The organism is Microbacterium sp. AK009 (assembly GCF_013410955.1).
Lineage (GTDB): Bacteria > Actinomycetota > Actinomycetes > Actinomycetales > Microbacteriaceae > Microbacterium.
Window position 1 is genome coordinate 417,605 of the sequence record NZ_JACCCG010000001.1, and the last position, 12,279, is coordinate 429,883.

The window sequence follows — 12,279 nt, forward strand, 5'->3', positions numbered from 1 at the left end:
GGTTCCTTCGCCTGAGCCGGTTCCTTCGCCTGAGCCGGTTCCTTCGCCTGAGCCGGTTCCTTCGCCTGAGCCGGTTCCTTCGCCTGAGCCGGTTCCCTCGCCTGAGCCGGTTCCCTCGCCTGAGCCGGTTCCCTCGCCTGAGCCGGTTCCTTCGCCTGAGCCGGTTCCTTCGCCTGAGCCGGTTCCCTCGCCTGAGCCGGTTCCTTCGCCTGAGCCGGTTCCCTCGCCTGAGCCGGTTCCCTCGCCTGAGCCGGTTCCTTCGCCTGAGCCGGTTCCTTCGCCTGAGCCGGTTCCTTCGCCTGAGCCGGTTCCTTCGCCTGAGCCGGTTCCTTCGCCTGAGCCGGTTCCCGTCCCAGTCCCAGGTGCTCCGCCCGTCCCGGTCCCAGGCGTTCCGCCAGTTCCTGTTCCAGGTGTTCCGCCGGTGCCGCTGGAGCTCCCACCGCCCGGCGTGTTACCGCCGCCATCGCTGGTCTGCGTGGGCTTCGGCGACGAGGGCTTCCCTGACGTCGGTGATTGGCTCGCTGCGGGCGCCGTCGGCGGGCGGGTCGCGGCATTGCGCTCGGCAGCCTGCTTGCGCTGATTGGTCGCCTTGGCCTTCGGCTTGGACTGGCTCGAGCCGCGGTCCTGCTTGGCCTGGGGTGCCTGGGGCACCGGGCCTACGGCGACAGGGTCGGAGGTCGGGAGATCTCCGTCAGCCGCCGGCGACGGCGTGAGCTCAACGTCCGCCCACTCCCGCAGGTTCTCGGTCGACCCGGTGGAGTCGAAGGTGCCCGCTCCGAGCCCGCCCGCGCTGGCGAAGACCAGGCCCGTCGCAATGACGAGGGCGCCGGCTCCGGCCGCGGCGACGGCAGGCACGCGCTGGTACCAGCGGCGCGCCGCCTTCTGCTCCGCACGGCCGGCGGCGGGGTCGAACACGGCGAGGTCGGTCGTGGCGGCAGCCGCGGCATCCGTCGTCGCCAGGGCACCTGCCGCAGCCGCGGCACCGACCGGGACGAGGGCCAGCGAGGCGACCGACTCGTCGGCGGTGACCGGCACGAGCGCGCGGGCCGCGCCCAGGGCGATGGATGACTTCGGGTCGGCGTCGATCGCGATCGGCCGGTCGAGCCGCTCGGACAGACGCTCGGCGACCAGTGGGATCCGTGAGGATCCGCCGATGAGAAGGATGCTCTCGAGGGCCTCGGGCTCGAGCCCGGCCGAGTCGAGCCCGTCCTCGAGGGTGTCGATCGTCCGCTCGACGGAGCCGTCGATCATCTCCTCGAACTCCTGGCGCGTGAGGCGCACGCTCGTCGCCCCGGAGGGGAGGAGCACCGGCACGGTGACGTCGGAGTCGAACGAAAGGGCTTCCTTGGCCTCCACGCACTCGCGGCGCAGCTGCGCCAGCGCGAGGCGGATGTCGGGATCGGCGTCGTTGAGGTCGGCCTCCGCGACCCCCGACGAGCGCAGCACATGGCGGAAAACGGCATCGTCGAAGTCGGCGCCGCCGAGATTGTCGATGCCGACCGGGATGCCGACGGGAGCGAACGAGCCGTCGGCGCTCTTGCGCAGGACGACGGAGTCGAAGGTGCCGCCACCGAGGTCGTAGACGGCGAGGGCCTGTCCGGCCTCCATGACGCGACCCGCCTCGTAGTGACGCGCGGCTGCTTCAGGCTCGGTGATGAGGTGGACGTCCTTGACGCCCAGCTTGTCGAGCGCCGACAGGATGAGGCCGATCCGGTGGGGACCCCACGCGGTGGGGTGCGTGAGCATCACCGCGGCGGGGCGCGCGCCCTCGCGCTCGACGACGGCGTCGACGACAGCGGACACGGTGTGCGCCCACAGCTTCTCGGCCGGGATCGACCGTCCGCCGGCGACCACCGGCACATCGTCGCCGATGCTGCGCTTGAACTCGCGCACGAGTCGCTCCGGCTGCGTGATGCCGCGACGTTCGGCGGCGTCTCCGATCAGCAGTTCGCCGTCATCGGCGACGAACACCACCGTGGCGGCGCTGTCGTTGCGGCGTCCTAACGGGAACGGTGCCGCGACGATGCTGCCGTCCGGCGCGGTGCGCGCCGTTGCCGCAGCGATCCGCGTCGTTCCGACGTCGATCCCCAGAAAATACGTAGCCCCAGTAGCCAAGTTCTCATCTCCCCCAAGAGAGTCGATTCCGGAACCTCCCCAGGTTCCGCCCCAATTCGACTCTGTATGCCGCGTTGCTCGTCACTGAGTGGTCTCAGCTGTGAGAGCGGCGTCCCACCTCGGATGATACACACGTCTTCCGACGCGCGATAGGTCGTCCGGTGACCGTTTCCCCGTGTGTCGCGAACTGCTAGTGTGCCCGCTTCGAATCTGGCACTCACGTTGCGGGAGTGCCAGCGGTTTGCCTACACTGGATTAGCACTCTCAAGGTGTGGGTGCTAACCAGTCTTCATCTCAAGAAAGAAGAGGTAGACCGTGACGGTTTCCACTCAGGTTTCCATCAAGCCGCTCGAGGACCGCATCGTCATCAAGCAGGTCGAGGCCGAGCAGACCACCTCGAGCGGTCTGGTCATTCCCGACACCGCCAAGGAGAAGCCCCAGGAGGGCGAGGTCGTGGCCGTGGGCCCCGGTCGCATCGACGACAACGGCAACCGGATCCCGCTCGACGTCGCCGTCGGCGACCGCGTGATCTACTCCAAGTACGGCGGCACCGAGGTCAAGTTCGGCGCGGACGAGTTCCTCGTCCTCTCCGCTCGCGACGTGCTGGCGGTCGTCGTCCGCTGATTCGTCCAGCGACACACTCCACGGGGGTCGGATGCTCAGGCATCCGGCCCCCGTTTCGCGTGCCCGAGCGAGGATCGCGCGACGGATGCAAGATCGGTGGGGCGCGTGTGCCCGCATGAGGCGGAACAGGCCACGGATGAGCGATCGGCCCGACATCCGTCGCGCCTCGCGCGCGTAGGCTGAGCCGGTGACGCGCGAGACGACCGAGACGACCGGGAAAGCCGCGCCGCACGCGGACGCGGCGCGCGAACGCACCCTCGGCGCCGTGTACGCGCTGGCGGCCTACCTCATCTGGGGTTTCCTGCCCCTCTACTTCCTCCTGCTCGAGCCGACGGGCGCGATCGAGGTCGTCGCCTGGCGGATCGTGCTGTCCCTGCTGTTCTGCGCGCTGCTGCTCGCGATCACGCGCGGGTGGGGGAAGTTCCTCGTCATCCTGCGCACACGCCGGCTGCTGCTGTGGACGGCGGTCGCCGGCATCCTCATCTACATCAACTGGCAGGTCTTCCTCATCGCAGCCCTCACCGGGCACGTGATCGAGACGAGCCTGGGCTACTTCATCAATCCCATCGTCACCGTGCTGCTGGGCGTCGTGGTGCTGCGCGAACGGCTGCGGATCACGCAGTGGATCGCCCTCGCGATCGCCGCCGTCGCCTGCATCGTGATCGCCGTCGGCTACGGCGCCTTTCCGTGGATCGCGCTGTCGCTGGCGTTCTCGTTCGGTCTCTACGGCCTGGTCAAGAAGCAGATCGGGCCGTCCGTCGACGCGGTGAGCGGCCTGACGCTGGAGACGCTGTGGCTCACGCCTGTCGCCATCGTCGTTCTCACGACCGTCGGCGTCACCACGGGCATCACGATGGGCACCGCGGGCGTCTGGCACGCCGTGCTGCTGTCGCTCGCGGGCGTCGTGACCGCCACCCCGCTCCTCTTCTTCGCCGCCGGCGCGCGGCGGGTTCCGCTCAGCCTCATCGGGCTGCTGCAGTTCGTCGCGCCCATCCTGCAGTTCCTCACCGGGGCCTTCCTCCTCGGCGAGCCGATGCCTCTCGAGCGGTGGATCGGCTTTAGCCTCGTCTGGATCGCTCTCGTCGTGCTGACCGTCGATTCGATCCGTCACGCCCGGCGCGGGGTGTCGGATGTCGGCGCGGTGACCTGAGGGTCAGGCGAGCCACTCGCCGAGCCGCGTCGGCGCGATCCACGCGTCGTCGCCCGGGAGCAGCTCATCACGCTCGATGACCGCGCCGAAGTAGAGCGCACCCGGGTCGGCGACGACGGTCCGGCCGTCGCCGGTGGCCGCAAGGCAGCGCGAGACGAAGTCGGCGAGGGGCATGATGTCCGGCCCCGCGATCTCGGCGGCGCCACCGGAGGGCGCCTCGTCTGCGAGACCCGCGAGCACCGCCGCGACATCATCGCCCGCGATCGGCTGCACCTCAGCGTCGGCGACGCGCGCGTCATCCGTCCCTCCGGTGCGCGCCTGCGCGCCGATCTGCGCACCGAACTCGAAGAACTGCGTCGCCCGCACGATCGAGAAGGGCACCCCCGAGTCGCGCAGGATCGCCTCGCCGTGAGCCTTTGCCCGGTAGAAGGGGATCGACTGAGGGACGCGCTCGGTCCCCACCGCCGACAGGGCGACATGATGGATGACGCCCGCCCGCGTCTCCGCGCCGGCGAGGTTGCGCGCGGCGCGGTCGAAGTGCCGCGAGACCGCGTCGGGGTCGTAGGTGCGGGGCTTGGACACATCGATCACGACGGATGACCCGGCGAGGGCGTCGTCCAGACCCTCACCCGTGACGAGGTCGACCCCGGTGGAGGGAGAGGCCGCGCGAGCCTCGTGCCCCGCGCTCCGCAGCCGCGCCATGACCTTGCCTCCGATGAGCCCGGTGCCGCCGACGACCGTGATGCGTGCCACGGGTGTCATCCTCCACCCTGATGCGCGATTCGCGCCTTCTTTCTGCACAGTGCCGCGCCGCCCCTGCGCAAGCGTTACAGATCGTTAACGAACGGCAACATTGGCGAGACTCGTTCCCGATTAGGTTTATCCCACTGGAAGCGGCTTTCCCGAGCCGTTTCGCACCCTTACACAGCAAGGAGCAACATGAGCGTCTTCACTCGCTCGCGCAAGCGCACCGTCCTCGGTGCCGTCGCGCTCGCAGGCGCCAGCGCCCTCGTCCTCGCCGGATGTTCCGGCGGCGGCGGCGACACCGGTGGTGGCGACAGCGCAGAGCCGTCGGCCGCGGCCCCCGGCGAAGAACTCGCCCTCAAGATCGGCACCGCGCTGCCGCAGACCGGCAACCTCGCCTTCCTCGGCCCGCCGGAAGAAGCCGGTGTGGGCTATGCCGCGTCGCAGATCAACGAGGTCTCCGACGAGACTGGTCTCTCGATCGACGTCGTGTACGGCGACTCGGGCGACACCGACAACAAGGCGTACGAGACCGAGATCCCCCGCCTCCTCGGCGAGGATGTCTCGGCCATCATCGGCGCCGCCTCGTCGGGCACCTCGCTGCAGTTCATCGACCAGGTCGTGGGAGCGGGCGTCATCCAGTTCTCGCCGGCCAACACCTCCGACGCGTTCACCACCTACGACGACAACGGGCTCTACTTCCGCACCGCGCCGTCGGACGTGCTGCAGGGCGAGGTGCTCGGCAACCTCATCGCCGAGGACGGCAACCAGACGCTCGGCATGATCGTCCTGAACGACTCCTACGGCACCGGCCTCGCCGGGTACGTGACGGAGGCGTTCGAGGCGGCCGGCGGCGAGGTCGTGGCCCAGCCGACGTACAACACCGGTGACACGAACTTCGACGCGCAGATCTCCGAGGTGCTCGCCGCCGACCCCGACGCGATCGCCCTGATCACGTTCGAAGAGGTCACGACGATCCTCCCGGGTCTGCTCGGCTCGTTCCCGGCCGACAAGCTGTACTTCGTCGACGGCAACCTGTCCGACTTCAGCGAGGAGCTCGAGCCCGGTGCCCTCACCGGCGCCAAGGGCACCCTGCCCGGCCTGTCCATCGACTCGATCGGTGACTTCACCGCGTCGCTCGACGAGTGGGTCGCGGCCGAGGGACTCCCCGAGCTCACCGAGTACAGCTACGCGGCCGAGTCGTTCGACGCGGTCGTCCTGCTGGCGCTCGCGTCGCTCGCGGCGGGTTCGACCGAGCCGGCTGACATCGCCGAGAACCTCATCACCGTGTCCGGTGGCGAGGGCGAGGGCGAGAAGTGCACCAGCTACGCGGAGTGCGCCGACATCATCCTCGGTGGCGGCACGGCCGACTACGACGGCATCTCGGGTCCGATCACGTTCGACGAGGTCGGCGACCCGACCGAGGCGTCGATCGGCATCTACCAGTACGGCGAGGACAACACCTACTCGGCGTACGAGGGCTGATTCAGCCTGATACGGCAGCGGGCCCCGGAGTCATCGACTCCGGGGCCCGCTCCTTGTGCGGTGGGGGGGGTCACGCGCTGCGCGCGGGGGTGAGCGTCGAGGGGGCGAGGATGGTCGCCCGTTTCGTCTCGTCGCTGCGCTCCTCGCTCAACGACCGGACGCATCCGCTGTCTCGGTCGTTGAGCGAGCGCAGCGACACGAAACGCCCGACCAGATGCGTCAACCTCGACCGGCGCGCCGCCGCGCGCGCCCGCGCGTCAGGCGCCGAGCGTCCCGAGGTACAGCTCGGTGACCTTGGGGTCGTTCAGCAGCTCGCGGCCGGTGCCGGTGTAGGCGTCGCGTCCCTGGTCGAGCACGTAGCCGCGGTCGCAGATCTGCAGGCACCGGCGTGCGTTCTGCTCGACCATGATGCAGGTGACGCCGGCCTTGTTGATCTCGGAGACGCGGATGAACGCCTCGTCCTGCCGCACGGGGGAGAGGCCGGCCGACGGCTCGTCGAGGAGCAGCACCTTCGGGTTCATCATCAGCGCGCGGCTCATCGCCACCATCTGGCGCTCACCGCCCGAGAGCGATCCGGCGCGCTGCTTGAGCCGCTTGCCGAGCTCGGAGAAGATGCCGGTGACGAACTCCAGACGCTCCTTGTAGGCGCTCGGGCGCTGATAGAGCCCCATCTGGAGGTTCTCCTCGATGGTGAGGCTCGGGAAGACGTTGTTCGTCTGGGGGATGAACCCCACCCCGCGCGCGACGAGCTTGTTCGCCTTCAGGCCCGTGATGTCGTCGCCCTCGAGCGTGACCGTGCCCTGACGGATGTTCACCTGCCCGAAGATCGCCTTCAGCAGGGTGGACTTTCCCGCACCGTTGGGCCCGATGATGCCGATGAGCTCGCCCTGGTGGGCGACCAGCGAGCACCCGTTGAGGATGTTCACGCCGGGGAGATAGCCGGCGTGGACGTCGTCGACGAAGACCACGGGGGTTCCGGTGGTCGTGGCGGCGCCGGTGTCGGTGGGGGTGCTCACTTCTGCTCCTCCTGCTGCTCTTCCTCGGCCAGGCCTTCCTCGACGAGGGTCTGCGCACTGTACGACGCCGAGGCGGCGGCATCCGTCCCCGCATCCGCCTCGATGACGGGGATGCGGCCGGTGACGACACCGAGATCGAGCTCCTGGTGGGCACCGAGGTACGCGTCGATGACCGCGGGGTTCTTCATGACGGATGCCGGGTCGCCTTCGGCGACGATGCGTCCCTCGGCCATGACGACGACCCAGTCGGCGATGTGCCGGACCATGTGCATGTCGTGCTCGACGAAGAGCACCGTCATGCCCTCGTCCTTCAGGTCGAGGATGTGGTCCAGGAGCGACTGGGTCAGCGCCGGGTTCACCCCGGCCATCGGCTCGTCGAGCATGACCAGCGTCGGCTGCGTCATGAGAGCCCGGGCCATCTCGAGGAGCTTTCGCTGACCGCCCGAGAGGCTGGCTGCGAAGTCGGCCGACTTGGCGTCGAGCTTGAACTTCTTCAGCAGGCCCTCGGCGCGCTGCTCGATCTCGGCGTCCTGCTTGCGCCACAGCGGCGGGAAGAGCGAGGCCCAGAACTTCTCGCCGCGCTGCCCGGTGGCGCCGAGCTTCATGTTCTCCATGACCGTGAGGAGGCCGAGGGCCTTGGTCAGCTGGAAGGTGCGGACCAGCCCCATGCGCGACACGCGGTAGGCGGGGATGCCGGAGAGGTTCTTCCCCTCGAAGCTCCACGAGCCCGTGTTGGGCTTGTCGAACCCGGTCAGCAGGTTGAACAGGGTGGTCTTGCCGGCACCGTTCGGCCCGATGAGCGCGGTGATCGCGCCCCGCGGGATCTCGAGGTGCTCGACGTCGACGGCGTTGACGCCGCCGAACGAGCGCTGCACGCCGTCGGCGACGAGGATCGGGTCGACCTTGGGCACCCCGGGCCGCACCTCGCCGACGTGGAGACCGGTGGTCTTCGCGCGTGGCGTCGGGGCGGCAGTGGGGTCGGGAGTGTTATCGGACAGCGGCTGGTTATCGGACAAAGGTCAGCTCCTTCTTGTTGCCGAGGATGCCCTGCGGCATGAAGATCACGAGGAGCATGAGCGCGACGCCCACGATGATGAAGCGCAGCGTTCCCGCCTGGATCTGGGTCATGAAGGGAAGGATGCCCGCCGCCACCAGCGCCGGGAGGACGTTGGAGAGGAACGTCTGGAGCACCCAGAAGATCAGCGATCCCAGGAGCGGGCCGAACACCGTCGCCGCACCGCCCAGCAGAAGCGCCGTCCACACGAAGAACGTCAGCGAGGTCACGTACACACCGGGGCTGACCGCCGAGGGGAGGGCGTACACGATGCCGCCTGCCGCGGCGAGCACACCGCCCAGGATGAGCGACTGCATCTTGTACGCGTACACGTTCTTGCCGAGCGCCCGCACGGCATCCTCGTCCTCGCGGATGCCCTTGATCGTCCGGCCCCAGGGGCTGCGGGTCAGCATCCACACCACGAGCACGGCGAATGCGAGGGTGAGAAGCCCCATGATCCGCACCCACCACTGGGTCTCGTTGTAGGTGAAGGGTCCGAAGCCGTACGTGCCGTCGGGGATCGGGTTCGCCCCGCGGAAGCTCGCGTGATAGCCGCTGAGCCCGTCGGCCGAGCCCGTGACCTCGTCGAACGCGGTGGTGAGGAAGAGCAGTCGCACCACCTCGGCGGCGGCGATCGTCACGATCGCGAGGTAGTCACCGCGCAGCCGCAGGGTCGGGATACCCAGGATGACGGCGAAGACCGCCGAGGCGACCAGGCCCAGGAGCGCGGCGAGCCACCACTCCAGTCCGAAGGTGAGCACGCCGATCGCGTACCCGTATGCTCCGATCGCCATGAATCCGGCGATACCCATGTTGATGAGGCCGGTGTAGCCGAAGTGCACCGCGAGGCCGAGGGCCGCGAGCGCGTAGCCGATGGTCGCCGGACTCAGAATCGAGGAGGCGGTGTTGGAGAGGATCTGCAGCCAGTCCATTGCCGGGCCCTAACCTATTCTCTCTCGCCGGCCCAGGATTCCCTGTGGTCGGAACAGCAGGATCACGATGAGGATGAACAGCGCGCTGGCGTACTTGAGGTCCGACGGGATCCACAGGCTCGACACCTCGACGACGATGCCCACGATGATCGCGCCGACGAGGGCGCCGTAGGCGGTGCCGAGGCCACCGAGGATGACGGCGGCGAACATCAGCAGCAGGATCTGCGCGCCCATGTCCCAGCGGATGCCCGGACGGTAATACGCATACAGGATGCCGGCGAGGCCGGCGAGGGCGCCGGCGAGGATCCACACGATGCGGACCACGAAGTCCACATCGATTCCGGATGCCGCTGCCAGCGACGGGTTGTCCGAGATCGCCCTCGTCGCCTTGCCGATCCGGGATCGGGTCAGCCACAGCGCGAAGGCGACGATGACGATGATCGAGATCGCCAGCGACGCGATGTCGATGACGCTGAGCTCCACCGTGCCGAAGAGCGGAATGCGCGGGGCGTTGGAGCCGGGGAGCTGGATCGTGCCTCCACCGATGAAGAACTGGAAGGTGTAGCGCATCGCCAGCGACAGACCGATCGAGACGATCATCAGCTGAACGATGCCCACCCGCCGGCGCCGCAGCGGCCGCCAGAGCGCCATGTCCATCACGAGGCCGAGAAGGGCGCTCAGCACCACCGCGACCGGGAAGCCGAGCCACCATGGCAGCGCCAGGCTCGCCGGTCCGACCAGGACCGCTGCTATCACCGCCCCGAAGGTCACCATCTCGCCGTGGGCGAAGTTGGAGATTCCGGTCGTGCCGTAGACCAGCGAAAGACCGATGGCCGCGAGGGCCAGCATGAGACCGAAGCTCAGCCCCTGGATGATGCGCTGCACGAACTGGTCGAAGAAGCCGGTGACGTTTCGCTCACCCTCGCCGATGAAGAAGTTGACCGTCGCGCGGCCCCCCTGGCCCATCTCGACTTCCTTGGTGTTGGGGGAATCGTCCTCGGGGTCGACCACGGCGATGCCCTCGGGGAGGGTCTCCTCGTCGAGGGTGACGGTGTAGGTCTCGCCCCGTTCGGGCACACCGACGCGCCACTGGCCGTTCTCGTCGGTCTCGACCTCCTGCTCGCCGCCGGGCCCGTCGATGACCAGCCGCACCCCCTCGAGGGGTTCACCGTCGAGCTGGACGTTGCCGCTGATGCGATACGGGTTCTCGGAATCCGCGGCGAGGGCGGGAACGGACGACACGAAGATGCCCATGAGCATCAGGAACAGGGCGATGATCGCGGGGATCGCCCTGCGTCTCGTCCGCTGAGCCGCAGCGATGGTGGGACTCACAGATCCTCCAGTCCGGCGCCAATGCCGACATCGGGTGCATCGGCATTGATGAACGGTATGAGCGTAATGTGTCGGGCGTGTTTCACCTACGAACCGACTTGGCATTCGTAAGGCGTGCTGATCGAGCATAAGTGACCGATCGGTCGGAATAGGTCGCAGCCTCGCGCGTTTACAATCAGGACACCCCCTCTCGCGCGCAGGAGCCCTCCACATGGAACACGATCCCTTCGGCTTCGTCGGTCTCACGTATGACGACGTGCTGCTGCTTCCCGGCCACACCGACGTCATCCCGAGCGAGGCCGACACCTCTTCGCGCGTGACCCGCCGCATCACGGTGGCCACCCCGCTCCTGTCCAGCGCGATGGACACCGTCACCGAAGCCCGCATGGCGATCGCCATCGCGCGCGAGGGCGGCATCGGCATCATCCATCGCAATCTCTCCATCGAGGAGCAGGCGGCGATGGTCGATCGGGTCAAGCGCAGCGAGTCGGGGATGATCTCCGACCCGATCACCACCACCCCCGACGCCACCATCGAAGAGGTCGACGCCCTGTGCGCGAAGTACCGCATCTCGGGGCTCCCGGTCGTCGACACCGACGGGCAGCTGGTCGGCATCGTCACCAATCGCGACATGCGCTTCGTCTCGGGCTTCGAGCGTCAGACGACCCTGGTGAAGGACGTGATGACCACCGAGGGGCTCATCACCGCGCGCGTCGGGATCGGTGCGAACGACGTCATCGCCCTCTTCGCGAAGCACCGCGTGGAGAAGCTGCCGCTCATCGACGACGACGGCAAGCTCGCCGGGCTGATCACCATCAAGGACTTCGACAAGAGCGAGAAGTACCCGCTCGCGACGAAGGACGAGCAGGGGCGCCTGCGCGTCGGCGCTGCCATCGGCTTCTTCGGCGATGCGTGGCAGCGGGCCGAGGCGCTGCGCGACAAGGGCGTGGACGTGCTCGTGGTCGACACCGCCAACGGCCAGTCCGCTGGTGTCATCGACATCGTCCGGCGCCTCAAGGCAGACCCGTCGTTCGCCGGCGTCGACGTCATCGGCGGCAACGTCGCGACCCGCGAGGGCGCGCAGGCGCTGATCGACGCCGGCGTGGATGCGGTGAAGGTCGGGGTCGGGCCGGGCTCCATCTGCACCACCCGCGTGGTCGCGGGCGTCGGTGTGCCGCAGGTGACGGCGATCTACGAGGCATCCCTCGCCGCCCGCGCCGCGGGCGTGCCGATCATCGCCGACGGCGGCCTGCAGTACTCGGGCGACATCGCCAAGGCGCTCGTCGCCGGAGCCGACACGGTCATGCTCGGGTCGCTTCTCGCCGGCACCGACGAGTCGCCGGGCGAGATCGTCTTCCAGAGCGGCAAGCAGTTCAAGCAGTACCGCGGCATGGGGTCGCTCGGCGCGCTGCAGACGCGCGGCAAGAAGACGTCGTACTCGAAGGACCGCTACTTCCAGGCCGATGTGCCCAACGACGACAAGCTCATCCCCGAGGGGATCGAGGGGCAGGTCCCCTACCGCGGCCCGGTGTCGGCGGTGGCGTACCAGCTCGTCGGCGGCCTGCGGCAGTCGATGTTCTACGTCGGGGCGCGCACCATCGACGAGCTGAAGGCCAAGGGCAAGTTCGTGCGGATCACCTCGGCCGGGCTCAAGGAGTCGCACCCGCACGACGTGCAGATCGTCGTGGAGGCGCCGAACTACAAGCGCTGAGCCGCGGCGCGGCGCGCCGTGCTGCGCGCTCTGTCGGCGCTGCGCGCTCTCGCCGCGCCGTCGCGCCTCGCGCTGCGCGCTGCGCGCTCACTCCGCGGGCCGCGGCGGCGCTGCCG

General features: G+C 68.7%; 10 protein-coding genes. 4 read left to right on the forward strand and 6 right to left on the reverse strand.

What is annotated here, in order from left to right:
- On the reverse strand, positions 1-2,115 hold a 2,115-nt coding region (locus HDC37_RS02045; RefSeq protein WP_179558717.1), incomplete at its 3' end, for an Hsp70 family protein.
- 315 nt (positions 2,116-2,430) lie between these two features.
- On the opposite strand from HDC37_RS02045, the gene groES reads away from it, so the two are divergent.
- Positions 2,431-2,739, forward strand: coding sequence for a co-chaperone GroES (gene groES / locus HDC37_RS02050; protein ID WP_124294187.1), 309 nt, complete (start codon positions 2,431-2,433; stop codon positions 2,737-2,739).
- A gap of 187 nt (positions 2,740-2,926) precedes the next feature.
- Entirely contained in the window at positions 2,927-3,889 is a 963-nt protein-coding gene (gene rarD, locus HDC37_RS02055; RefSeq protein ID WP_179558718.1) for an EamA family transporter RarD, read from the forward strand.
- Between the two features lie 3 nt (positions 3,890-3,892).
- On the opposite strand, the gene HDC37_RS02060 is transcribed toward rarD, so the two are convergent.
- A complete protein-coding gene (locus HDC37_RS02060) occupies positions 3,893-4,642 on the reverse strand; it encodes an NmrA family NAD(P)-binding protein (RefSeq protein WP_308472053.1) in 750 nt (249 codons plus the stop codon).
- Positions 4,643-4,828: 186 nt separating this feature from the next.
- Between HDC37_RS02060 and HDC37_RS02065 the strand changes: the two genes are divergently transcribed.
- Positions 4,829-6,118, forward strand: coding sequence for an ABC transporter substrate-binding protein (locus HDC37_RS02065; RefSeq protein WP_179558720.1), 1,290 nt, complete (start codon positions 4,829-4,831; stop codon positions 6,116-6,118).
- Positions 6,119-6,375: 257 nt separating this feature from the next.
- Here the strand turns inward: HDC37_RS02065 and HDC37_RS02070 are convergent, their stop codons facing one another.
- The 4 genes from HDC37_RS02070 to HDC37_RS02085 form a co-directional block, all read right to left on the reverse strand.
- Complete coding sequence (locus HDC37_RS02070) at positions 6,376-7,086, reverse strand: ABC transporter ATP-binding protein (protein WP_179559088.1); 711 nt, start codon at positions 7,084-7,086, stop codon at positions 6,376-6,378.
- Between the two features lie 44 nt (positions 7,087-7,130).
- Positions 7,131-8,057, reverse strand: a complete 927-nt coding sequence (locus HDC37_RS02075) for an ABC transporter ATP-binding protein (protein WP_308472074.1) — start codon at positions 8,055-8,057, stop codon at positions 7,131-7,133.
- An 82-nt stretch (positions 8,058-8,139) separates the two neighbouring features.
- A complete protein-coding gene (locus HDC37_RS02080; RefSeq protein WP_179558721.1) occupies positions 8,140-9,120 on the reverse strand; it encodes a branched-chain amino acid ABC transporter permease in 981 nt (326 codons plus the stop codon).
- Positions 9,121-9,129: 9 nt separating this feature from the next.
- Positions 9,130-10,380, reverse strand: a complete 1,251-nt coding sequence (locus HDC37_RS02085; RefSeq protein WP_179559089.1) for a branched-chain amino acid ABC transporter permease — start codon at positions 10,378-10,380, stop codon at positions 9,130-9,132.
- Positions 10,381-10,663: 283 nt separating this feature from the next.
- Between HDC37_RS02085 and guaB the strand changes: the two genes are divergently transcribed.
- Complete coding sequence (gene guaB, locus HDC37_RS02090; RefSeq protein ID WP_179558722.1) at positions 10,664-12,163, forward strand: IMP dehydrogenase; 1,500 nt, start codon at positions 10,664-10,666, stop codon at positions 12,161-12,163.
- Positions 12,164-12,279: the final 116 nt, after the last annotated feature.

Coding starts and splice junctions, on each gene's coding strand:
- HDC37_RS02080 (WP_179558721.1), bottom strand. CDS start 9,120: ATGGACTGGCTGCAGATCCTCTCCAACACCGCCTCCTCGATTCTGAGT.
- HDC37_RS02085 (WP_179559089.1), bottom strand. CDS start 10,380: ATGCTCATGGGCATCTTCGTGTCGTCCGTTCCCGCCCTCGCCGCGGAT.
- guaB (WP_179558722.1), top strand. CDS start 10,664: ATGGAACACGATCCCTTCGGCTTCGTCGGTCTCACGTATGACGACGTG.
- HDC37_RS02065 (WP_179558720.1), top strand. CDS start 4,829: ATGAGCGTCTTCACTCGCTCGCGCAAGCGCACCGTCCTCGGTGCCGTC.